General features: G+C 59.7%; 21 protein-coding genes and 4 pseudogenes. 8 read left to right on the top strand and 17 right to left on the bottom strand.

The genetic code is table 11. The annotated features are described in order from the left end of the window. Nucleotides 1-42: 42 nt before the first annotated feature. A complete protein-coding gene (locus HCR84_RS03255; RefSeq protein WP_166984362.1) occupies nt 43-1,011 on the bottom strand; it encodes a cyclase family protein in 969 nt (322 codons plus the stop codon). A 32-nt stretch (nt 1,012-1,043) separates the two neighbouring features. After that, the gene (hisD, locus tag HCR84_RS03250; protein ID WP_244972558.1) at nt 1,044-2,378 is read right to left on the bottom strand and encodes a histidinol dehydrogenase; all 1,335 of its coding nucleotides are present in this window, start codon (nt 2,376-2,378) and stop codon (nt 1,044-1,046) included. A gap of 128 nt (nt 2,379-2,506) precedes the next feature. On the opposite strand from hisD, the gene HCR84_RS03245 reads away from it, so the two are divergent. Then, entirely contained in the window at nt 2,507-3,487 is a 981-nt protein-coding gene (locus HCR84_RS03245) for a LacI family DNA-binding transcriptional regulator (RefSeq protein ID WP_166984360.1), read from the top strand. Between the two features lie 173 nt (nt 3,488-3,660). Here HCR84_RS03245 and HCR84_RS03240 read toward each other — a convergent pair. Continuing rightward, nucleotides 3,661-4,407: pseudogene (locus HCR84_RS03240) on the bottom strand (ATP-binding protein). A gap of 330 nt (nt 4,408-4,737) precedes the next feature. Between HCR84_RS03240 and HCR84_RS03235 the strand changes: the two are divergent. Further along, nucleotides 4,738-5,280, top strand: a pseudogene (locus HCR84_RS03235) (transposase); the annotation flags it as partial. A gap of 9 nt (nt 5,281-5,289) precedes the next feature. Here the strand turns inward: HCR84_RS03235 and HCR84_RS03230 are convergent. Next, nucleotides 5,290-6,315 (bottom strand): IS30 family transposase, encoded by a 1,026-nt coding sequence (locus HCR84_RS03230; protein ID WP_218043567.1) that lies wholly within the window; start codon nt 6,313-6,315, stop codon nt 5,290-5,292. Nucleotides 6,316-6,514: 199 nt separating this feature from the next. Here HCR84_RS03230 and HCR84_RS03225 point away from each other — a divergent pair. Beyond that, nucleotides 6,515-7,263: pseudogene (locus tag HCR84_RS03225) on the top strand (IS256 family transposase); the annotation flags it as partial. An 81-nt stretch (nt 7,264-7,344) separates the two neighbouring features. Next, nucleotides 7,345-7,572: pseudogene (locus HCR84_RS17595) on the top strand (IS982 family transposase); the annotation flags it as partial. Nucleotides 7,573-7,823: 251 nt separating this feature from the next. Here the strand turns inward: HCR84_RS17595 and HCR84_RS03220 are convergent. The 5 genes from HCR84_RS03220 to HCR84_RS17725 form a co-directional block, all read right to left on the bottom strand. Further along, nucleotides 7,824-8,534 carry a nuclear transport factor 2-like protein gene (locus HCR84_RS03220; protein ID WP_244972557.1) on the bottom strand — a complete coding sequence of 237 codons (711 nt, stop codon included), beginning with the start codon at nt 8,532-8,534 and terminating at the stop codon, nt 7,824-7,826. Nucleotides 8,535-8,900: 366 nt separating this feature from the next. Next, nucleotides 8,901-9,641 (bottom strand): ABC transporter permease, encoded by a 741-nt coding sequence (locus HCR84_RS03215; protein WP_244972632.1) that lies wholly within the window; start codon nt 9,639-9,641, stop codon nt 8,901-8,903. Nucleotides 9,642-9,826: 185 nt separating this feature from the next. Further along, entirely contained in the window at nt 9,827-10,651 is an 825-nt protein-coding gene (locus tag HCR84_RS03210) for an ABC transporter ATP-binding protein (RefSeq protein ID WP_166982165.1), read from the bottom strand. Nucleotides 10,652-10,722: 71 nt separating this feature from the next. Beyond that, a complete protein-coding gene (locus HCR84_RS03205; RefSeq protein WP_166982167.1) occupies nt 10,723-11,637 on the bottom strand; it encodes an ABC transporter substrate-binding protein in 915 nt (304 codons plus the stop codon). Nucleotides 11,638-12,057: 420 nt separating this feature from the next. After that, on the bottom strand, nt 12,058-12,183 hold the full coding sequence (locus HCR84_RS17725) for a hypothetical protein (RefSeq protein ID WP_276511798.1): 126 nt from the start codon (nt 12,181-12,183) through the stop codon (nt 12,058-12,060). Nucleotides 12,184-12,403: 220 nt separating this feature from the next. Here HCR84_RS17725 and HCR84_RS03200 point away from each other — a divergent pair, with 220 nt between their 5' ends. The 3 genes from HCR84_RS03200 to HCR84_RS03190 all read left to right on the top strand — a co-directional run bounded on the left by HCR84_RS03200 (nt 12,404) and on the right by HCR84_RS03190 (nt 16,425). Continuing rightward, on the top strand, nt 12,404-13,573 hold the full coding sequence (locus HCR84_RS03200; RefSeq protein ID WP_244972631.1) for an IS30 family transposase: 1,170 nt from the start codon (nt 12,404-12,406) through the stop codon (nt 13,571-13,573). A 547-nt stretch (nt 13,574-14,120) separates the two neighbouring features. Next, nucleotides 14,121-15,083 carry an NAD-dependent epimerase/dehydratase family protein gene (locus tag HCR84_RS03195; protein WP_166982171.1) on the top strand — a complete coding sequence of 321 codons (963 nt, stop codon included), beginning with the start codon at nt 14,121-14,123 and terminating at the stop codon, nt 15,081-15,083. Nucleotides 15,084-15,441: 358 nt separating this feature from the next. Beyond that, nucleotides 15,442-16,425, top strand: a complete 984-nt coding sequence (locus HCR84_RS03190; RefSeq protein WP_166982173.1) for a CPBP family intramembrane glutamic endopeptidase — start codon at nt 15,442-15,444, stop codon at nt 16,423-16,425. A gap of 4 nt (nt 16,426-16,429) precedes the next feature. Here HCR84_RS03190 and HCR84_RS03185 read toward each other — a convergent pair whose 3' ends face one another. After that, nucleotides 16,430-17,254 (bottom strand): ABC transporter ATP-binding protein, encoded by an 825-nt coding sequence (locus HCR84_RS03185; RefSeq protein WP_218043610.1) that lies wholly within the window; start codon nt 17,252-17,254, stop codon nt 16,430-16,432. Nucleotides 17,255-17,925: 671 nt separating this feature from the next. Then, the gene (locus HCR84_RS03180; RefSeq protein WP_166982175.1) at nt 17,926-18,168 is read right to left on the bottom strand and encodes a hypothetical protein; all 243 of its coding nucleotides are present in this window, start codon (nt 18,166-18,168) and stop codon (nt 17,926-17,928) included. Nucleotides 18,169-18,293: 125 nt separating this feature from the next. On the opposite strand from HCR84_RS03180, the gene HCR84_RS03175 reads away from it, so the two are divergent. Then, nucleotides 18,294-19,493, top strand: a complete 1,200-nt coding sequence (locus HCR84_RS03175) for a pyridoxal phosphate-dependent aminotransferase (protein WP_166982177.1) — start codon at nt 18,294-18,296, stop codon at nt 19,491-19,493. Here HCR84_RS03175 and HCR84_RS03170 read toward each other — a convergent pair. From HCR84_RS03170 to HCR84_RS03145, 6 genes are all read right to left on the bottom strand, one after another. Further along, complete coding sequence (locus tag HCR84_RS03170; protein ID WP_166982179.1) at nt 19,490-19,948, bottom strand: hypothetical protein; 459 nt, start codon at nt 19,946-19,948, stop codon at nt 19,490-19,492. The genes HCR84_RS03175 and HCR84_RS03170 overlap by 4 nt on opposite strands. 163 nt (nt 19,949-20,111) lie before the next feature. Then, nucleotides 20,112-20,375, bottom strand: a complete 264-nt coding sequence (locus tag HCR84_RS03165; RefSeq protein ID WP_166982180.1) for a hypothetical protein — start codon at nt 20,373-20,375, stop codon at nt 20,112-20,114. 89 nt (nt 20,376-20,464) lie between these two features. Next, on the bottom strand, nt 20,465-21,277 hold the full coding sequence (locus tag HCR84_RS03160) for a hypothetical protein (protein WP_166982182.1): 813 nt from the start codon (nt 21,275-21,277) through the stop codon (nt 20,465-20,467). Nucleotides 21,278-21,281: 4 nt separating this feature from the next. Next, nucleotides 21,282-22,427, bottom strand: coding sequence for a UDP-N-acetylmuramate dehydrogenase (locus HCR84_RS03155; protein ID WP_166982184.1), 1,146 nt, complete (start codon nt 22,425-22,427; stop codon nt 21,282-21,284). Then, the gene (locus HCR84_RS03150) at nt 22,424-22,855 is read right to left on the bottom strand and encodes a MaoC/PaaZ C-terminal domain-containing protein (RefSeq protein WP_166982187.1); all 432 of its coding nucleotides are present in this window, start codon (nt 22,853-22,855) and stop codon (nt 22,424-22,426) included. Before HCR84_RS03150 ends, HCR84_RS03155 begins: the two co-directional genes overlap by 4 nt. After that, on the bottom strand, nt 22,852-23,298 hold the full coding sequence (locus HCR84_RS03145) for an FAS1-like dehydratase domain-containing protein (protein WP_166982189.1): 447 nt from the start codon (nt 23,296-23,298) through the stop codon (nt 22,852-22,854). The genes HCR84_RS03150 and HCR84_RS03145 overlap by 4 nt, the downstream gene beginning before the upstream one ends. Between the last annotated feature and the right edge of the window lie 60 nt (nt 23,299-23,358).

Below are 23,358 nucleotides of genomic sequence, written 5' to 3'. Positions count from 1 at the left end.
CCGCCAGGGAGGCCGGGGGAAGAGGAGGGTGCTCGGGCGAGATCATTTGATCGCCTGCGGATTCAGTGGCGACCCAACGGCGCCCGGTACGTGCAACGGGGGACCAACGAACATGAACTCGTATATTCCGTCTGCGGCACAGTCGTCCGCCAGGTCATCAAGCTGCCAGATCTCACCAACGAGCAGACCCATCGACACCAGCATGATCAGATGAAGCGGTTGGAAGGTATCGGGCAGTTCGTTGGGCCGCACCTCGGCGCCCCACGTGTCTGTCGCAAGAGCGGCAATGTTCTTGTCGTGTATCCACTGAGCGCACGAGAGCGAAAGGCCAGGCGAGTCTCCGGCCGAGTACCCACCCCATTCGGGAAGATCTTTGCGCGCCTTCATATCGCCCGTACGAATCAAGACGACGTCTCCGCGCTTCACGCTCACACCGAGCTTCTCGCATGCCTCGTCGAGATCCTCCGGGTAAATCGCCTCCCCTGGCTCGAGATGGTCACGGCCTTTCACCCGCGGGATATCGAGCAGGACGCCTCGAGACACGACGGTGGGGAAGTTCTCGACACCGCCCTTTTTGGCTCCCGTGGCCGTGACTTCCTCAGCGCCGAACCCGTTGTACATCACACCGTCACGGAAAATGTGGCCAAGCGCATCCCACTGGGTACCCCCCTGAAGGAACAGGAACAGACTGTCATCGGCAAACCCCCACCCCAGCGGGTCGCTGCTGTACGTCTGGGTGTGAGCGAGGTGGTCTGTTCCTGTGGCAACCATCTGGTGCACGGGGTTGACCCGACCGAATGCACCGGTTTGGGGCCCGTTGCCGTCCAGCGGGAGCTGGAGAGATATTGCCTTACCGCTGCGTACGAGCGTCGCTGCATTCTGAATCACGTCGGGAGTGATGTGATTCAGCGTTCCCCGCTGATCGTCCTCGCCCCACCGCCCCCAATTGGAACACGACTTATACAGCTCATGGAACAACTCGAAGGTGATCTCACGATGTTCCGTTGTCATAGTTCAGCTCTCCTTTTAGCCAAGACCGATCGTCACAGAGTACCGGCGGACGCCGTCAGCGCGCCTTCCGGAATCCAGTCAATCGGAGCGCCGGTGTACTTCGCGACGCGAACGTCTCCAGATCGGGCATGCCCCTCGAACGATTCAGCGCGCGCGGCACGTCCGAGAAGCGCTCCCAGGTTCGCGCTCGCCTCGGTCGATGTCACTTCCTGATAGGTAACGGTCTTCAGGAACTTGCCCACCCAGAGACCTCCGGTGTAGCGCGCCGCCCCCTTCGTGGGAAGCGTGTGGTTCGTGCCGATGACCTTATCTCCGTACGAAACACCGGTTCCTTCGCCGAGGAACAGCGCACCGAAGTTGTGCATCGCCTCGAGAGCCGCACGCGGTTTACTGGTCAGGATCTGCACGTGTTCGCTGGCGAACGAGTCTGCCACTTCATACGCCTCGTCAATTGTGTCCGTAACGAGGATCTGGCCGTAATCACGCCATGCAACCTCTGCGAAGTCGCGAGTGGGCATCCCCGGCAACAACTCGTCGATGTGCTGCGATACCGCGTTCCCAAGCTCCTCAGAGTTGGTGACGAGAACAGCGGGTGAGTCGGGGCCGTGCTCTGCTTGAGACAACAGATCAACAGCGACGACGAACGGATCGGCCTGCTCGTCAGCAACGATGAGCGTCTCGGTTGGGCCAGCGAGCAGATCGATCCCGATGCTGCCAAACAGTTGCCGTTTGGCCTCGGCGACGAACGCGTTGCCGGGCCCGGCGATCAGGTCGACCTTTCCGATCGTTTCGGTACCGAGCCCAAGAGCTGCGATTGCCTGCACCCCGCCGAGCAGATAGATCTCGTCTGCGCCCGCCAGGCTCATTGCCGCAACCGTTGCCGCGGGAATTTCGCCGCGGATCGGCGGAGTTGCAGCTGCCACACGCGGGACGCCAGCGACCTTGGCCGTGAGGATGGTCATGTGAGCGGACGCGAGCAGGGGATACCGGCCCCCGGGAATATACGTTCCAACAGCAGAGACAGGGATGTTCTTTTGACCAAGGAACACACCCGGCTGTGTCTCGACTTCAAAATCGTGCAGTGACTCAAGCTGGTGCTGTGCGAAGTTGCGCACATTCTGCTGCACCTCGCGGATGTCGTCGAGAACCTGCTGAGGAACCGTCGCGATGATCTCAGCGATCTTCTCGTCGCTCAGTCGGAACGACTCAGGTGTCCACGAGTCAAACTTCTCCGAGTACTCGCGGACTGCCTCGTCACCACGCTCTTTGATATCGGCGATGACGCCCTCGACCGTTGAACGGACAGTTGCGGCACGCTGCGTGTTGTCGTCTGTCGTCGATGTCGGCGACTTGATGTACTTGACCACTGTTCCTCCTTGATACGTGATAATTAAAGAATCAGGCATACGTATGCGAAAGTCAAGGGTCGCTGATATCGTGGAGCGCGAATCATGCATCTGTGCCTCAGGATCCAACCCACAGAGACGAGACTTCAATGAACGTTACGAGCCACGATGTCGCCCAGCTCGCGGGCGTCAATCAGTCGACCGTATCGCGGGCACTTCGCGGCGCGCCTGGAATCTCTGCCGATACGCGGCGGCGAGTTCTCGAGGCGGCAGAATCGCTGTCCTACGTGCCTAGCGACGCTGGGCGTGCTCTTTCCACCCGCCGTACGGGATCCATAGGGATTCTCAGCGGAGAACTCACCAACCCGTTTTACCCAGAGCTCGTTGAGCCGATCAGGGAATCGCTTCTCGCCGCAGGATACCGCCCCGTCCTTATCCCCGACTCGCCCGACGAACCATTCGACCCCGATCGCTGGGCGCGAGGTGTGTTCGACGGGATGATCCTCGCGACGGCGCGTGAAGGGTCTCACGTGGCGGCAGGCTTGCGCCGCCACCGGATACCCTTCGTCTTCGTGAATCGCGCGATCTCCGGGGTCGAAGCCGACCGCTGCGTGAGCGACAACCTCGCCGGCGCCGAGTCTGCTGCACGGCTCCTCGCCGAGCTCGGACATACCCAGATAGCGGCGATCATGGGCCCGAACGACACAAGCACAGGCGAGGAGCGCGACACGGGCTTCCGAGAAGGATTGCGTCGTGCTGGAATTGGGATGCCCGACGATCACGTGGAACGAGGCGAGTTCACGTTCGATGTCGGCTACTCCGCCGCGACTCGTCTCGTGTCACGGGTTTCTCCCACGGCAATCTTCTGCGCGAACGATGTGCTTGCTTTCGGCGCGACGGACGCGCTCCTTGAATCCGGAGCATCGCATAAGACGATGCTCGTCGGGTATGACGACATTTCAAGCGCGAAATGGCGCGTCTACAATCTCACAACCGTGCACAGTGATATTTCGCGCATGGCAAGAACTGCCGTCGAGCTGCTCCTGAGCCGTCTCGCCGAACCCCACCTGCCGTACCGCACAGTGACATTGGACACATCCATCGTGCGACGGCGGCTGCTCAGGCCCTGATGCCCCGCCCAGTAAGCACGTTGGGGATTGCAGAGGTTTTGCTTGATTGAGTATTCGAACCTCTGGGCACCATCGAGTATAGAGTTTCAGCAACATCGGATATTGAGTGTGAGCACCAGCCGATATTGCGGGTGAGCACCACCCCCTCCAGGAGCGGTGCTCACCGGCTGGGCTCAGCTCGTCGTGGCGGTGTGTTCGCGCATGTTGACGTCGCCGGTTTCGATCCAGAGGGTGTTGTGGACGACACGGTCCATGATCGCATCGGCGTGAGCTCCGGAGCCGAGGCACTGGTGCCAGTCCTTCTTCGCGTATTGAGTGCAGAACACGGTGGAGATGGCGTAATAGCGGCGCTATACGAGCTCGAGCAGCATGGATCTGACGTCGTTGGTGGGCGGGTCGAGCAGCCATTCATCGATCACGAGGAGCGTGAACCTGGAGTACTTCCGCAATCACTTTTCCTTGCCCGTAGGCGTGTCCTTCGCCGCGGTCCCGGTCTCTTCGAGGTCGGGCATGCGGATGTAGTGTGCCCGGTAGCGGTGCAAACACGCTTGCTTGGCCAGCGCCGATCCGAGATGGGACTTTCCGGAACCGGTGAAGCCTTGGAACACGACGTTCATGTGCCGGGTGATGAACTGGCAGGTCCCGAGCTGCGCGATCACGCCCCTGTCCAGGCCTCGTTGCTCGATCATGTCGACCCGGTGGAGGTCCGCGTTCAGGTAACGCAGCCCAGCCCGTCGGATCAGGCCATCGACCTTCCACTGGGTGAACGCGGCGTGGGCGTTGTCGACGGCGAGCTGGAGTCGCTGCTCGAACACCATCCCGAGCGTGAGGGTGTCGTCCTGGATCTCAAGCGCGTCGACGAGCGAGGAGACGCCTCTCTCCCGCAGCTTCCGCTTCGTCTCCATATCGAGCCCGCTCATCGGGTCCCTCCTGCGTCGTGGTTGCCGGGGTCGTCCTGCTTCGTTTCGAGGATGGGTCGTAGGTGCGCGCAGCGCGGCGACCGAACACGGTCAAAAGCAACACCCGACGCGGCTTCGACCCGTGCTGTCGACTAGCGGCGCGTCATGCGGAGCCCGGCGGGGCAGGGCCGAGGCCCTGCTCGTCGACAGGGACGGACTCGAAGATCCGGTTCACGACGGTCGTGGTGTTCTCCCCGGCCCTCGCGGCCCAGTCTCTGGGTGGGGACTGTGGAAATAACGGTGTATCCGGCCCAACATGCCGGGCGACGAGCTTGGCGGGTAGGAGCTGGTATGACGGCAACACTGGATGCTGTGAAAAGCACCGAAGCCATTGAGAAGAAGAGCTATAAGTCCGAGTCCGAGGCTGCCCGCGAGTTAGTCAGAATGGCCAAGGAGCAGGGCCTGTCACTGACTGGTCCTGATGAGCTGCTCAAGCAGTTGACGAATACCGTGGTTGAGGTTGCCCTCGATGAAGAAATGACTGAGCACCTCGGCCACGAGAAGCACGACACCGCGGCGAAACAGGCCGGCAACACGCGGAACGGTAGCCGGTGTAAGACCGTGTTGACGGAGACCACCGGACCGATGGAAATCACTGTTCCGCGGGACAGAGAAGGCGCTTTCGAGCCGAAGATCGTCAAGAAGAGTCAGTGCCGGTTGACCGGGGTCGATGAGATGGTCCTCTCGCTCTACGCGACGGGATTAACGACCGGGGAAATCAGCTCGCACTTCACCGAGATCTATGGAGCGTCCGTTTCGAGGGAGACCATTAGTCGGATCACCGACAAGGTTATCGAGGAGATGAACGCCTGGCAGAACCGGCCCCTCGACGAGAGACGGTTTCTAGCCATCGTTGCGAATTGGTTGTTTTATCCAGCGTCTCATGAGCTGTGCTGGGGTGCGGTCTTTGAGGGTGAGCCGGGGTCTGGCGTTGAGCTCTGCGGCGACGTCGTTTAGCCGCTGCTCGGTGTACTGGTGAAGGTCTGTTCCCTTGGGGAAATACTGCCGTAGGAGCCCGTTCGTGTTCTCGTTCGTGCCGCGTTGCCAGGGAGAGTGCGGATCGGCGAAGTAGATCTGGACTCCAGTGTCTGTTTCCACGCGCTCGTGCTGGAACATTTCGTTGCCTTGATCCCAGGTGAGGGTGCGCCGAATCTTCCGCGGAAGCCCGGCGAATACTCGTGTCAGGGCCTCGGCGACTCTTGTGGCCGTGTGTCCTGATGCCAACGGGACGAGGATGGTGTGTCGGGTCTTTCGCTCGACGAGCGTGGCGATGGCGGATTGCTGTCCTTTTCCGACGATCAGGTCGCCTTCCCAATGCCCCACTTGGCGACGCTTCTCGACTGTTTTCGGCCGGTCATGTATCGACTTCATATTCGTGCATTGCTTGAGCGCACCATCACGGGTTCGTCCCCGGCCCCGCTTATGACGATAAACACGCCCCGTGCGCAGGGCGCTTTCGTCCCTCGCGACGATCAGGCCCCGGTAGATGCCCTCGTAGATCGTTTCAGCGCATACATGCCAGGTTTCGCGCTTCGGCCATCGGCGCCGCAGCCATCGGCTGATCTGCTGCGGCGACCACTTCTCCTTCAGCTTCTCGGCCACGATCTCGCGCAGATCTTCGTCCTCGTCGAATCGACGAGGACGATCCCGCCGCCTCGCTTCCCAGGCTTGGCCATGCGCATGCCACGGCTGATACCGGCCGTTTGGTCGACGATGGCGAGCGATCTCTCGATACACGCTCTGATAGCTCTTACCGATACGGGCAGCGATCTGTTTTATCGGCTCCTTCGCCGCCAAACCATCGGCGATCTCGATTCGGTCGTCCTGATTCAGATAACGGCTACTGATCGGCGTGTCGATGAATGTCACGCTTCCAGCGTCAACGAACCACTTCGACCCGCAGCTCAACGACACTCCGACAGCCACTGCCGCGGCTGACCCGCTGGAACCCTGCCTAATCATTTCAAAGTATCGGCGTTTCACGTCACCAGACGACTTATTCCATGCCCAACGCACCATCAGAATCTCCCTTCAGAAGAGATTCGCAACGATGGTTAGAAACCGTCAGATCTACGCCGCGATCTTCATCAATGCGATCGTGGTCAAGATCCGCGACGGGCAAGTCACCAACCGACCGATCTACGCCGCTATTGGCGTCACTCTGGCCGGGGAGAAAGATATCCTCGGGCTCTGGGCCGGCACCGGTGGTGAGGGCGCGAAGTTCTGGATGAACGTGCTGACCGATATTAAGAACCGCGGCGTCAAGGACACCTTTTCCTCGTCTGCAACGGATCCAAAGGCCTGCCCGAGGTAGTCTCCAATGTTTGGCCGCTGACGACGGTTCAAACCTGTATTACCCACTTGATCCGTAACACGTTCCGTCTGGCCTCGAAGAAGGACTGGGACGCGCTCAAACGGGACGTGAAGCCCATCTATACCGCCGTGAACGCCACCGCTCCCCGCGTGGCGGTTGAGGAGCTCGCGGAACGGTGGGGCTAGAAAAACGGCGCCATCATCAGGCTTTGGCAGAACGCGTGGGAAGAGTTCATCCCGTTCCTGGACTACGACGTGGAGATCCGCCAGTTCATCTGCTCGACCAACGCCATCGAATCGCTCAACGCCAGGTACCGGCGCGCGGTTAAAGCCCGTGGGCTTTTCCCCACCGAGCAGGCCGCGCTAAAGTGCTTGTAACTGGTCACCCGATCGCTCGATCCGACCGGTGCCGGCAGGACCCGATGGACGATGCGCTGGAAGCCTGCTTTCAACCCATTCGCCATCACCTTCAGCGACCGATTTCCAGCCGCTGAAAACTGCTAAAAGAAAACGCCGGATACACCGTTTATGGGATAGTCCCCTTGGGTGCTGTTAAACGTTGGCGGAGAGTGTTAAGTCTTTGGTGTGAACAACAAACTAAACACTCTCCTGACCACACTTTACGTCTTTCTCGATGATGTCGTGCTGCCCCGGCTCGGCTTGTCGGAGCAATCCGGGCCGGGGCGACGTCGCGCGTTGAGCGATGCGGAACTGCTGTGCCTGGTCGTGGCCCAGCATCTGTTGCATTTCGATTCCGAGACACGGTGGATCCGATACGCGAGAACGCATCTGCTGGGCATGTTCCCGAACCTGAACCGTTCTAGGTTCTGTGCCGCTCCCCGTATAGAAACGGCACAGAACCTAGAACGGTTTACCATATAACGTGGGACAAACAGCGACCAGGCAGCCGAGGGTTGGAGAAGAGTCCTATCTGCTCAGCGACTGAGCCCCTCAAAATCTGCCCCTCATTTGGAGTTCATCATCGGATCGAGGCTAAACTAGTCGGCTCAAGTGGTGTCCCGTCTCAAGACGGGAGACTGGGTAAGTTAGGGCCGCCTCGGCTACTAATCCAGCGTTGGACCCCATCGCTCTATGAGTGCAGTATCAAAATACTCGCGCAAGATCTTCACCTTTCCGCGCTCGACCCTCAACACGAGAACAAATGACTGAGGATAGAGCTCTCCTCTGAACGTAGCTGCGTTATCCATGCGACTCGTCGCGAAGAACACACATGGATCCAAAGTTGGATACAGCTCCACATCCCGATGAATGCACTTCCCGAAGACCGCGCTCCCATTGCGTGTTTCGCCAAGCAATTCTTCACCGCTGAAGCTAGAAGTAACTGGCCAAGAAGGCGGCGTCCAAGCTAGTTCCTTTATTGCGTCAGGTGCCCAATGCGGCAACCGCGTATCCGGATGATATGGATCCCCGTCCAAGAATTGGCGTACAACGGACAGGTTTTCCTCTCTCGATTCTTCGGAACCCACTGAAGCCGTTTCAACTTCAGGCCGCAATTCGCGCAGGTTTCCGAACTCTACGGGTTTCTCTCCGGTCCTTAAACTTCTCAGTGCCAGTGCATCAAAATACTCATCCCACCGGGCAATCAACCCCTCCTCAAATGTGAAATGATGAACGAAGCGCTGATAGTATGGCTTCCCGTTCGACGAAATAGAATCTTCTCGAGTCCGCGCAAGAACCCAAAAATTAGCACCGTCCGAACATTCGTGAATGTCTAAATCGTGATACGTGATCGAGCGAAACTCGTGCTGGATCATACGTTCCAGTAACCCAACCTCATGCTTCCCGTACCATACTGAGCGAGATGACACGCGGCCGCCGAACGGATGTCGGATCAACACGTTATCGGAGAACAAGTCCCAACGATCGTTAACATGCTTCCGACGAAAGAAGTCCCTAACTTTGTCGAGGTTCTCGCGCGTCCCAACTACAGAGTGTTGCATAGTTTTCCTTCCATGTCCTTGACTTCGATAAAACTTGATTGTGATGGTCGAATACCGCCGCTCACCATCCAGAGATCACCAATTCCCACTCTCCGCCGCTTCTTAGGCGCGAATAACGCATCGTCCTTCGCCGGGGTCCAGTAAGGTCCGTCAGGTCGCTCACCGTCGAGGGTCAACCGTTCAATGGTTCGAGATTGTCCTTCTCCACGGCATTATCCGGTTACCCACGAACGTGACGGAGCCCTGTAGAACGACGCCCAGCAGCGACACGAAGACTATTCCTACATACATGAGGCTGGTCAGGTACAACTCCCAAGCGTTCCAGATCATAAATCCGAGACCATCCGAGCTCTGGATTATCTCAATGCCGATGGTCAGAAGTACCGCCTGACCCATCGCAAGCCTAAAAGCGATAAATAGTTCAGGAAGAGCCGCAGGGATCACGACGTGGCACAACCTCTGCATGAAGGACGCATTGAACGTTCTCACAGGCTCGAGGTAACTACTTGAGACGCCAGTAACTGCGGCTACGCAACTAATCACAACTATGAAGAATACGCCCGCGCTAATCAAAACCAGTTTGGGTGCTTCACCCAGGCCGAATAGCAGTAACAGCAACGGAATTATGGCGATCTTGGGCACGGTGTACAAAGCGCCAATAATCGGATAAAAAGCTACCCGTAGTGTTCGAACCGTCCCCAGCAACAAGCCGATTACGACACCGAGCGCGGTACCGCAAGCAAAGCCCGTGAGTATTCGCCTAAGAGAGATCGCTGCTTCGGAAATTAGTACCCCGGACTCTATATTCTCGACGAATGCTACTCCGATGTCGGTTGGAGCTGGCCAAAAACGTCTATCAACCAAACCGCTAACCGACGCCGCTTGCCATAAGCATAAAAGGAGAATGGGCGTCGCTATCATCAATATGCGATCGGTAACACGCCTTCGACGTGCGTGTTCGGCCGGTCGCCGTTGCGCAAAGCCAGGCTTTCTCGTTACGACATGCTGGCTCACAACTGATGATGCATGGCTGCTCATTTCCATCCCGCTTTCTCCAGCGTGCCCATAACCGTGGCCATTTGCAGTGCTCGATTTCCGACCCACGGCTAGCCTCCAGTTTTAACTTGCAGTCCGGTGCCGACCTCGTCTCTCAAGCACGCCCATATCTCTCCCTCAAGTGCAGAGAAAGCGGGGTCGTTACGCAAGTCAGAATTCCTTGGCCGTTCGAACGGAACCTTGAACTCCGCGATCACTCGCCCTGGCGCCGCGCCCATCACGACAACACGATCACCGAGTAAGATTGCTTCATCGAGATTATGCGTCACGAATAACACAGTGCGCTTGTCTTCTTGCCAGATGTTAAGGAGTTCATCCTGCATCAGCTTTCGCAACTGCGCGTCCAATGCCGCGAATGGTTCATCCATGAGAATGTTCTCCGGCGACAACACCAATGCACGCGCAATTGACACTCGCTGCCGCATGCCGCCAGAAAGGGTACCCGGATAGGAATCCGCGAATCTCGTTAAGTGCAGTTTGTCCAACCAGTAGGACACTCGGTTGTCAGCCTCGACAGCAGACACACCAGATATTTTTAGACCCAGACGGACGTTGTTCTTAACAGTTTTCCAGGGGTAAATACTGTAATCCTGGAACACCACTGACAGCAACGGGTGCTCTACATGTTCATGGGCTAACCTAACTTCGCCATCCGAAGGATTCAGCAATCCAGCAATTATCCGAAGTAGCGTAGATTTACCACAACCAGACGGCCCAACGAGGCATACAAACTCCCCTTGCGCCACTTGCAGGTTAAGAGGGCCGAGAGCTTGGACTACCGTCTTGCCCGCAATAAACTCCCGACGCACATTCCTGCAATCAATTTTCGTGTTCACGGTTGCTTCTGTGTTCGTGCCGTTCAAAGTTTTAGGCATTGTGACCCTCCGATCTTGAGCCGAAGTGACACACCAGTACCCTTTTGGCTAATCGATTTGCAGCGCACTTTCTACTCGCCTCCAGGGTTTAGGCGATCGACGAAGGATCTATCGAAGATGACTTCATCGCTCAAGGGATCTGAATAGCGCAGCATACCAATCGACATAAAATGTTCTTGCGAAACGTCTAGATACCCGGTGCGAAGAGTGAGCTTGGGATCAAACGTATATCCAAGGTTCTCGACGACTTCTGTTGGCATGCTAAGTTCAGAAACTAGTATGTCTACTATTTCTGTATCTTCGGTATAGCCATCTTGCAGATGCTCCGCATTAGTGCGCGCCATCGCGCGCACTACAGCTTGTCCGACGTCCGGACGCTCGGTACGGAGATTTGGCCCGAATCCATAGAAGGCGGTCCCCATACCCTCCGGGATTGCATCTTCCAATTGGACACAGCACCCGCTTTTTGTTACCTCTTGACTGAACGGAGGCGATAGATATGCTGCATCGACTGAGCCATTCTGCATTCCTACCATCGAATTAGCTTGCGGTAGTTGTTTGTACTCCGGATCTGTTGCCTGGAATTCCGGATCACCATGCGTTTGTACCCATTCTGTAAAGTACCCGACAACCCCAGTTTTGTCGCCGACGTAAGTTGCAACTGACAAACCCGAAGTTCCACTACTCTCGATATTGCCATCAGCGTCAAGAAGAGACTTATTTATATACCAACCACTTCTGGGATCATCAATAGCAGTAGGCATAGTTATTCGGATTCCCATGTCCTCGTTAAGCATGTTGAGCACATTAGGCGTGACGCTAATCACTCCTACATCCAGTTCTCCTTTTTCCAGCATGAGTGGGATAGAGTCAGGGGGAACCGTTTCAATCTCGACGTTCAGGTTCTCTTTCTTGAACTCCCCCATTGAGTCCGCAACGAACAGAGTGGCGAGCGATGCGAGCATTTGCGGAACCCCAAACGTCACGGTTGTCTCCTCTTCGAGAGGGAACGGTGCCAAGGGGTCTTCGGCGTCTGAGAGTTGGCCCACTGAGTCGGGGGACTGATCCGTGCCCGGGCCAGCGCATGCGCTGAGGGCGAGCACCATTCCAGCAGCCAGAAGCCGTACAGGTGTACCAAGCAGTTTGTGAACCTTCTGCTGAGGATTGCAGTTCGGTTGCCCAAGTCGCTTGTATCGTCTAGAGCTACGGTAGTTTGACATGATTTCCCTAATGTGATCTACAGATTGTCGAGGTTTCGTTTGGGCAACTACAGCGTCATGCGACACGGTGAGTTGGGAGTGGCACGCACCGTTCTAACGCGAATCGCGTGCCGAATAGAAGCCCACTAGGAACTGCTGATTTAGCCGATAGGTACGCTAGAGGCAGCAGAGACCTGTGCCGTACGATTAGTGGAACGCTTCGCCACGCTCCTTGATTTCGGTATCGTCAACCTCGACCGACAAACGAACGGTCGCCGCGCATCGCGCATTCTCGCCCATCGTCGATGCCGACGGCTTGATGTATTCGACCACTTTTCCTCCTTGAATCGTGATGATTTAAGAATCGCGCATACGTATGTGAAAGTCAAGGGCCGATGTTACCTCGCCAAGAATTTCCTTGTAGGTTCATCCGTTGCTTCAAATACTTTCCTCCGGCAATGGGGCAGGGCTAAAGCGCCGCAGGTGACCCCGTGGCGTCGGGCGAGTTCTAGCTCTTGTCGCATCGCTTCTACTAGAGACTGGGGATGTGTTGATGGCAAGACGAGGGTGTAAGCGACGGTTGAGATTGGAAGACGAGTTTTGGGAGCTGATTCGGGGTGGCATCGCTCCAGTCGCGGCTGCTACTCGAGTTGGCGTTGGTCGTAAGACCGGATATCGGTGGCGGACGGAGAACGGTGGTCTACCGCCGAGGAGATTGGACCAGGAGGCGCACTCCGGCCGCTACCTCTCACTGCTAAAACGACAGCGCATCGCAGTCTTGAAAGCCCAGGGCGTATCGGTGCGAGAGGTGGCGTCCCGGTTGGGAAGAGCGCCGTCCACGGTCAGCCGGGAACTGCGGCGAAACGTGTCTAGGCATGATCGCGGAGGCTATGACGCAGCCGTCGCTCATGCCCGAGCGGGACAGCGTTCCAGACGGCCTGAGAGCGGCCGGCTGATGAAGGATCCTGCCCTGGCAACGGTGGTGCAGGAGAAGCTGAATCTGGAGTGGAGTCCGGAGCAGATTGCCGCGCATCTGCGAGCTGCGTTCCCCGATACGCCGTCATGGCATATTTGTCATGAGACGATGTATCAGGGTCTCTACCATCCGGGTCGAAGCGGGCTAAGCCGCGTACTGACGCGGAAACTGCGCACCGGCAGGCCGATGCGCAAACGCCGCCGTCGAGCACACGCACGCACGCCACGGTTCATCGCCCCGGCCCTGCTGATCGGTCAGCGTCCGCCTGCCGTGGAGGACCGTGTCCGGCTCGGAGACTGGGAAGGAGACTTGAGCACGGGGCGGCTGAACAAGTCCGCGATCGGCACGCTCGTGTGCCGCACGAGCCGTTTCGTGCAGCTCATCCACCTGCCTGACAGACACGATGCCGAAGCCCTCACACGCGCGATGCAGACTCAACTGATCCGCCTGCCTCGGGAGAAGCGACTAACGCTGACGTGGGACCAAGGATCGGAGATGGCGTCCCATGATCGGCTCGCCCATCTCTTCTCCGACGGCGTCTACTTCGCTGAAGCAGCAAGCCCCTGGCAACGCGGCTCGAATGAGAACACAAACGGCCTCCTGCGGCAATACTTCCCCAAGGGCAGCGACCTCGGCGTCCATAGCCCAACGGAGCTTCAACGTGTCGCCGACCGACTCAATAGCCGTCCTCGAAAAACGCTCAACTGGTCAACCCCGGCGGAGCTCTTTCACGATTCCATGCCATGATGAAACCAGACCGCTGTTGCGACGACAACTGGAATCCACCCTAGAACTCGCCCGACGATAAAGGGTCAAAATTCAGCCGACGTTGACAACTCTCGGGGGCAGGGCCCGGCCTACAAATAGTTGATCACACACAGACAACGAGCGCATCCCGTAACGCCGCCCTGGCGTAGCCGCGTGCCAGCCGGTCAGGTCCACCAGCTCATCCAGGATCCAGGTCTTTCCAGCCCGGTCCGCGCCCCAGTAGGCCAGGGCCTTCTTCTTCGTCACTGCCTTGCGTTACCTCATCGACAGCTCCACCCGCTATGGTGCTCACGCGAAGGCCCTATCCTGAGGCAACGACACACCGAACCGGAAATCCCCACTTGAGACAATGACCTCGCACAAGCGGAGGTGCTAGACGGGTCAATTCGGGCTCTTGACATTCACATACGTATGCGTGATTCTTTACCCATCCCGATTCAAAGAGAAGAAGCGGACAAGGGTGACATCTACACCCCGCGTCGCTCCGCGAATCACAAAGATGAAATTGCTACCTATTGGAGGACAGATGAAACTGTTTGTTATCGGCGGAAGCGGATATGTTGGCACTGAGGTTTGTACACGCCTATTAGCGGACGGGCACGAGCTGACTGGTCTTGCAAGGACCGAGAGATCGGTACAACACTTTCGTTCTATGGGTATTACACCTGTGCGCGGCTCCATGGACGACGCAGGCGTAATTGCGGAACAATCTGAGCTAGCTGACGGCGTAGTGCAAATGTGGCTCGGAGGGGCGCTGACGAATGCGTTAACGACCGGCGAATCGACCGTTCGAACATCGCAGGTTATCCTTGACACCCTCCGCGGATCAAACAAGCTGTATCTGTGGACTTCTGGCGTCGGGGTATGGCTGGATACGGGATTACTGGATCCCGATCGAGAAGTTACTGAGAAGGATCCAATTTCCCCGCCCTACTTCTACGAGCATCTTGGCCGAATTATGAAGATGATGCTGGGGGAGCAAGAGGTTCGCACTGCGATCATCGCCCCTGGTCAGGTGTACGGCCATCGGGGCGGCTGCGCTGGCCCCACGGTCAGACTATTCGACTCATTTCGAGAACACGGTGCAATTTACGGCATTGAAGGCACAGGGAATGCCATTTCCCACGTGCACGTCGAAGATCTAGCAGACCTTTACTCGCTAGTAGTATCTGAGCCCAAAGCACGTGGGGTATACTTCGGCGTCTCAGATACTGTTCCGCATATGGACCTCGCTGTGGGAATAAGCAATGCAGTCGGTCTCGATGGAAATGTCGAGATCGTAAATCCAGGGAGCATTCGCGAGCTTAATGGTCGTTTTGCCGAGTTGGACTGGATCTGGAATCTGCGAGCGTCCAGCGAACGCGCACGCAAGGAACTAGGCTGGCGTCCTTCCCGGCCCGGTATACTTGAGGAGATGGCTAATTTGCCACAACCACTTGACCTAACCAAGGTTTACCCATCTCGCCGTAGAGCGCCGCTAATCGTATAGCGCAGTTCGCAACTTGCCCAATATAATTTGAGCGCGAAGCTTGCCAATAGACAGCAAGTTTCCGATGAGCACCGGAAGGCACGTCACTAACAAGCTCCGTACCGCTTACAAGTAAGAGCCGAAACTGTAGCCTGGCGGCCTGCTTCTTACTTTTCCGACGTGAGCGCGGTCGCCGTATGCTTCTTTGAAGTTGCCGTCTAAAGAACCTTCGAATGAAGTCATCACGGCGACCGCTTCTCCGATTCGCGGCTTCGCAGTCCTGTCGCCGTTTGGCTTTGTGAGACAGCTTGTTAAGAGCAGAGGCGGGGTGGGGGAGAATGCCGTGTGGACACAACCGCCGCCACCCAACCCCACTTCGATGAGACGAAATACGTTGTCCGTTCGCCGTAGTCAACGACCTCGCGAGTCACGCGGTTCGCGGCGGAGTTCGACTGCCCTCGGCGTCTACCTCACTCTTGCTTTCGGGCTCTCGTGGCTCATCGCGCTGCCACTCTGGCTGAGCGGCGACGGACTCCAGCAACCTGCATTCGGCACCATCTCGCTTGGAATGATGCTGACCCCAGCTATCGCCGCTCTCGTGACGGTGTATGCCGTCGAGAGACCCGACCGCCCCGCCGAAGCACTCGGGCTTGTTCCGCTGCGACCTGCCGGGCGACTTCTCGGCTATCTCGGCCTCGGATTCGCCGTGCCGCTCACCCTCGTATTCGCCGCGCTCATCGTGGGAAGCATGCTGGGCGTCTACCCGGCAGACTTCATAGATTTCTCGGCATTCCGCGACATCGTTGCTGCTCAGACGGGCGGGCAGTTGCCAATGCCGATCGGTGTGCTCGTGGCATTGCAGTTCATCAACATCGCTGTCGGCAGCATCCTGAACCTCCTCCCCGCCCTTGGCGAAGAGCTGGGCTGGCGCGGCTGGTTGCTGCCGCACTTGATGCGCTTCGGAACCGTTCCGGCGCTGCTTCTCAGCGGCGCAATCTGGGGGCTCTGGCACGCACCGCTCATTTTGCTGGGCTACAACTACCCGAGCGCACCAGGCTGGTTCGGGATGCTGATGATGCTGGGGTTCTGCATCGTGGTTGGCTCCGTTCTCGCGTGGTTGCGCATCCGGTCTCGCTCAGTCTGGCCCGCTGCGCTGGCCCACGGAACACTCAATGCGTCCGTCGGTCTTGCCGCCGTCTTCGCGCAATCAGGCGCCACCATCGATTCGGTTCACGCGACGATCCTCGGGTGGTCGGGATGGATCATCCCCCTTGTGCTGGTGGCGACGCTCATCATCACGCGGCAGTTCCGCTGGCCCACACGGCCCTCTGTTCGTCGCCGCGGGTTCTTCTCGGCCCGCTGAACAGTCACTCCGTGCTGATGTCACTCGGAGTATCGGGGGCGGCATCGAGCGGAACCACCATGGGCTTGCCCGTCACCGGGTCGTCGACGCACACCGCTCGCAGCCCAAACACGTCACGGACCAGTTCTGCCGTCACGATGTCGGCCGGTGCACCCTGAGCAATGATTCTGCCATCGCGCATTGCAATGACGTTGTCGGCATACCGGAACGCCATGTTGAGGTCATGCAGAACAGCGACCAGCGTGTAGGTGCCCTGCTCATGCAGACTGCGACACAGATTGAGAACGTCGATCTGATGCGCAATGTCGAGAAACGTCGTCGGCTCGTCGAGCAGAAGCAGTGACGTTTGCTGCGCAAGAACAAGAGCCAGCCATACACGCTGCCGTTGACCGCCAGAAAGCTCATCGACGCTTCTGTCGGCCAGATGCGTAATATTCGTCGCATCCATGGCCTCGCGCACCGCACCCTCATCGGCCTCTGACCACTGTCGGAAGAGGCTTTGATGGGGAAAGCGCCCGCGCGACACCAGTTCGAATACCGAGATCCCATCAGGCGCAATCGATGATTGCGGCAGAAGCCCGAGCCGCCGCGCCACCTCTTTGGAGCCATACTCGGTAATCGCACGCCCGTCGAGGATCACCTGCCCCTCTGCCGGAGACAGCAGCCGCGACAGCGCACGCAGAAGCGTTGACTTGCCACAGGCGTTCGGCCCGATGATCGCGGTGAACGACCCGGGCGGAATCGACACGTCGAGTTCGCTCGAGATCACTCGACCGTCGTATCCCAACGTCAGGCCCTTCCCAACGAGCGTCTGCTGCGCGATCGTCACGACGGCCTCCGATCGTCGGGTTTCCGAGCACTGGCGTGCGTCCGCCCGCAAACTTAGCACAGCCTAACTTCGAAGATGATGGATGCTGCCTCCCACCCCGCCTGCTACAGACGCACCACCTGAAGCGTCAGCTATCGGCCCGATGAGCAGAACTGTGCACGCATTTCTTACACATCCACCGGAACGTCGCAGCATAATCCCTGATCGAGTCAAAGTGGCCCAAAAAAACACGCATCTTTCTTGTCTGAGCAATCTCGCGTGAATTTTCTTGTACCAATCTCGCCCGGACGGCCCCATCACGGCGCACAGTAGTAACTACACCGCAACACAACCGCGAAGGAGGACATCATGACAAGCACTCGTATTGTGCGCGACACCGAACAGAGCCCCGCGGCTGTGGAACTTGCGGCGGCATGGAACGAAGACCCGTTCTGCCACCTCACTGTTCCGATGGACTAGTCCTCACGGACGACGCCAGAACAGTCGCACGGCACACCAGCCACCGCGATGATCGCGTAGAACGCAATCGAAAGTTCAGGATGCTGCGGCCCACAATGGGCCGCAGCATCCTTCTTTCTCGCCGTCATCGAGGCACTGCGGCAGAGAAGGCGTACCAGTGCCGCGGGGCGCGCCCGCCCTCTGACCGAACGACGCGGATCTGCGGGTAACCCTCACAGCGCGGCGAGACGCTGAGAGAACGTGGCGAGCGCATCGGCAATCACGCGCACGTCGTCTACATCACCGTCGGTCGACAGCCGCTCAACGATCCACGAGCGTGCGAGCGTCGAGGCCGGAACACCGTCGCGCTCTGCCACTGCCTCCAGAGCAGCGACTTCTGCCTCGGTCAGGCGAATGGAATACACCCTTGCGCGAGTGCCTCCGGGCCTCGTCGCGATGCTTGAGCGCCGCGTCATGGGACTCGGATGTGGAAAGTCCCCTGTCTCAGCACACCTGTGGACGACGATTCAACGACACCCCAAGAAGGGAAATCATTCAGCCGGGCCTGGGACACGACGACCGTACGCGCTACCCTCGTTGTGTGGCTACGACACCGAGACTCTCACAGAAGATCACCGCAATCGCCGAGTCGGCAACGCTGAAGGTCGACTCCAAAGCCAAAGCGCTGAAGGCGCAGGGTGCCCCGGTCATCAGCTATGCCGCGGGTGAACCCGACTTCGCGACGCCCGAGCACATCGTCGAGGCGGCGATCAGCGCGGCAAGCGACCCGGCAAACCACCGGTACACGCCGGGCAAAGGGCTCCCCGACCTGCGCGAGGCCGTTGCCGAGAAGGCGCGGCGCGACTCGAAGATTGACGTGAGCGCCGACCAGGTCATCATCACCAACGGCGGCAAGCAGTCTGTCTATGAGTCATTCCAGGTGCTTCTCAACCCGGGCGATGAGGTGATCGTTCCCACGCCGTACTGGACGACGTATCCCGAGGTCATCGGGCTGGCGGACGGCGTCGCGGTGGATGTGTTCGCCGGTGCCGACCAGGGGTACAAGGTCACCGTCGACCAGCTGGAGGCCGCACGAACGGAACGCACCAAGGTGCTGCTCTTCGTCTCTCCGTCGAACCCGACGGGCGCCGTCTATTCGCCAGACGAAACGCGCGCGATCGGCGAATGGGCGCTCGAACACGGCATCTGGGTCATCACGGACGAGATCTACCAGAACCTCACGTACGACGGTGTCGAGGCGACCTCGATCGTCGGAGCCGTTCCGGAGCTCGCCAACCAGGCACTGCTGGTGAATGGCGTCGCGAAGAGTTATGCCATGACCGGCTGGCGCGTGGGCTGGACAATTGGCCCCAAGGATGCCGTCACGGCGATGACCAATCAGCAATCTCATCTGTCGGGCAATGTGAACAACATCGCGCAGCGTGCAGCGATCGCTGCGCTCACCGGTTCGCAGGAGCCCGTGGAACAGATGCGTCACGCGTTCGACCGCCGCCGGCACACGATCGTCGAACAGCTGAACCTCGTGAACGGATTCTCGGTGCCGACGCCGCAGGGCGCGTTCTACGTCTATGCCGACGTCTCGGGAGTGATCGGGCGCGAGATCGACGGCGTCACGCCGAGCAGCTCACTCGAGGTCGCCGATCTGATGCTCGACAAGGCGCAGGTCGCCGCGGTCCCGGGCGAGGCGTTCGGCCCGAGCGGGTACTTGCGCTTCAGTTACGCGCTTGGCGACGATGCGCTGCGCGAGGGCGCCGAACGACTGCAGAAGCTGTTCGCCTAAGACCTGAGCGGTCGCCACACCCGGTTGAGGTAGATCCATGCGAACCCCGCGATGATCACCGTGCCATTAAGCGCGTGCAGGAAGCCGAACCACTTGCTCACACCAAAGCCCAGCCCGACGAGCATGCCCTGCACGCCGTAGAGCAAGACGAACAGCACGAGCGGTACGACCCAGACCTTCCAGTTCGCCCGCGAGAGCAGGCCGAGAATGAACAGCACGGCGGCAACGGCGTAGAGCACCATGCCGTTGATCGTGTGCGGTTCAAACGCCGCCATTCCCCAGGCCTGATCCCCCGGCTTCTCTTCTGCGCCCCAGAACCCGAGAGCGGCGAAAGCCACCTGAAGCAGGGCGAGCACCAGCCCGAGCAGCGCTACCCACTGGTAGACGCGATCGATAGCGATGCGCCACGGTGCTATCTGCCGCTCTGCGGTCTTCGGTGAGTGTGCGACGTTCATGACGACCTCCGTCTCGCCGGCTCGCGATTGGGTGGGTCGACACTAGGCTCGAATGAGAAACCCTCATCTTCTCGTGGATACTATGAAGAATACTCCGCTCCGTGCCTCACAGTGAAGAGGCGGGCGAAAATTGGACAGACTCGAGCAGACCTGAGCGGAAGCGTCAGAGTACGAGCGCAAGAACGATTCCGGCGACGATGATCGCAAGAACCGCGATGACCGCGGCAACGATCCACGGTGAAAGGCCGCGCCGCACCGGTGACCGCTGAGGTTCGGGAGAGGTGCCGTACGGATGCGCGGAGTCCGGCGGGTTGCGAATGACGGGACCCTGCCCCGTCCACGGCTCGCTGCGCGGAAGCGGTGCTCCGTGACGACCGCCCTGTCCCACAGCATCCGGTGTCTGCTGGTCTGCGCTGTCGTTGCTCATGGGCTGCCTTTCGGGTGAGTCCGGTTTCAGCCTAACCCAGGAACGGTGCGGGAACCGAGGGGAACGGCGAACGCTCAGCCGCCCGGCACCTACGACAGCGCCATGGTGAACTGATCGACGATCTGCTGAGCAAAGCCCTCGTGATCGAACGACTCGGATCCGAGGCACGAGAGAGTGATGCCGTACGACGAGTCTTGCCACATCATGCCGCGGGTCAGCTGCAGGAAGAAGCCGCCAGCGTAGTCGAGACGACGGCCGGCGAACTCGATGACATTGCCGTCTGAGACCGGCATCTCAACGACGAAGTCATCACCGTGGTCCTCGAGATCCGGGAACTGCGCTCGCAGGTTCGCCTCGCTGAGATCCAGGTCGCGCGATGTGTAGTAGCCGTCATTCTTGTCTGGCTCGGGATCCCCGAACAGAGAGATCCATTTGGTATCGGCTGTCAGGTTGCAGACGGGGTCGTCGCTCAGCCAGTACTCGCCGAACTTGTCTGTCTGGCTGTACCAATTGTCTGCGAGCTGCATGTCGAAGCTGACCTCGTTCTCGAAGTACGCGTAGCTCGAGAGGGGGTAGACACCGTCGACCGGTGTCGAATAAGGCGGAGGGTCGTAGCTGGGCGGTTCGCCGAGGCCCGTCTCGGTGGGCTGCGGCGTGGGCGTCGCACCCCACGGGGCGCTGGGCCCCGCTGTCGGAATGGCAGCGGCATCCGGCGGCGACTGCGGCAGGGTGCTCGCGACGAGGCTCGACACTGCGACGATCGCGATGGCTGTGAATGCTGTGACTCCGAGCCCCGTGATGACCCAGCCCCAGACACGCCGACGCCGCGACGGCGGCACAGGACGGTTCTCGTCTTCTGGCCCATTGACGTCGTTCGGAACCGGCGGCGGCGTGAAGCTCACGTGATCAGAGCTCGATATCGATCAGCACGGGTTCGGGCTGCAGCGTGATGCCGAACTCGGCCTGCACGCGGGCCTGGACGAAGCGCGCGAGAGCCGCGATATCGCTGGAGCGAGCGTTTCCCCTGTTGGTCAGCGCGAGCGTATGCTTCGACGAGATCGCCGCGCGCGAACCCGGCAGGTGGAAACCGCGCTCGATTCTCGCGTGCTCGATCAGCCACGCAGCACTCAATTTGACGTGGGGTCGAACGGCACCGGTAATCGGCGGCGGAGCGATGATGTCGCTCGAGCCGTCGAGCGGGATCACCGTTGCAGAGTCGTCCGGCTCGCCCAGCGGCCAGCGCGGGGCGTCCGAGGGCAGCGCCCGCGCGGCAGCCTCGGGAACGATGGGGTTCGTGAAGAACGAACCGGCGCTGCAGGTGTCGCGATCATCGGGGTCGAGAATCATGCCCTTGGAGCGGCGAAGCGCAAGGACCGCCTCGCGTACGCGCATCAGCTCGACGCGTTCCCCGAGCTCGACGCCGAGCGCCGACGCAAGTTGCGCATACGCGATGGGGCGGCCCACACCGTCATCCGCCTCGGTGAGCAGCAGATCGACAGAGAGCACGACGGCGTCGCGGTCAGCATCCGCTCCCCCGTGGCGTTTCAGCACCGAGGTGCGATAGCCGAGCCCCAGGGCGGATGCTGACACATGGCTGCGTTCACCGGTGTCGACGTCGAGAAGTTCGACGCCCAAAAGCACGCTCGAGAGTTCTTGCCCATACGCACCGATGTTCTGGATGGGCGCAGCCCCGACCGAGCCAGGGATGCCGGAGAGCGCCTCGATTCCCGCAAGATTGTGCTGGACGGCGTACTCGACGAGATCGTCCCACGTCTCGCCCGCCTGAACGCGCAGCACCACACCGGCGTCTGTCGCGATGCGTTCGATGCCGCGCGTGCGGATCAGCACGACCGTTCCGGGGATCTCATCGTCGGTAGCGACGGTATTCGACCCGCCACCCAGCACCATCCAGGGCGCATCTGTCTGCCACAGCTCGATCAGCTGGTCGACGAGGTCGTCCGTTTCGGTGGCAACGAGCATCCGCTCGGGGGCCCCGCCGACGCCGAGCGTCGTGAGCTCGGAGAGCGGCGTCGGATCGGCAAGCTCACTCACGCGAGCGTCACCACCACCTGGGCCTTCCCGAGCACTGTCGCGTCGTCGAATGAGACGGTCAGATCGACGCGGGCGGTCTGCGCATCGGCGTCGAGAGCGCCGATCGTCGCGATGATCGTGACGTCGGCGCCCGACTGCGGGTCGACGACGACCGGTCGCGTGAACTTCACCTGGTAGTCGGAGATGCGAGCGGGATCGCCGACCCAGTCAACGACAGGCTGCACTGCCGCGCCCATCGTCAGCATCCCGTGTGCGATCACGCCGGGAAGATCGACGGATGCTGCGACGTCGTCGCGGTAATGGATGGGATTGAAGTCTCCCGATGCCCCGGCATAGTGCACGAGGGTGTCGCGTGTGAACGTCACGTGGCGCTCGGCGACGATGCCGCCGACGGTCAGTTCTGCGGGCTGAGGGGTCGCTGTGCTCATTCGTCTCCTCGTACGACGAGTGTGGAGATCGCTGTCACGACGTGCTCGCCGTCGGCGTCGGTGACGACGGTGTCTGCCGTGAGCATGGCGTGCGGCCCGAGGCTCTTCACGCTTGAGACGGTCAGCTGCGCGGTGAGTTCGTCGCCCGCGACGACGGCGCGGGAATAGCTGAAGCGCTGATTGCCGTGCACGACGCGGCTGAAGTCGATTCCCGCGTCTGGCTCGGCGAGGAGCTGCGCGAGCGCCTTCTCTTGGACGACGACGGGAAACGTCGTCGGCGCGACCAGGTCGGCGTGGCCCGCAGCCTGCGCGGCGGCAACATCGAGGTGGATGGCATTGGTGGCGAGCACGGCGCTGGCGAATTCGCGCACCTTCTCGCGGCCCACGAGGTACGGTTCTGTCGGGGGCAGCGTGCGCCCCTGAAGCTCAGGATTCACTGACACGCGTGCAAGCTTACCGGGCGGCTCCTTGACGCGTGCCGAGAAGGGCGGGCGGATGCTCGG

The sequence above is a fragment of the Paramicrobacterium fandaimingii genome, from assembly GCF_011751745.2.
In the GTDB taxonomy this organism is placed as follows: domain Bacteria; phylum Actinomycetota; class Actinomycetes; order Actinomycetales; family Microbacteriaceae; genus Paramicrobacterium; species Paramicrobacterium fandaimingii.
This window is presented reverse-complemented; position numbering and strand designations above follow the sequence as displayed.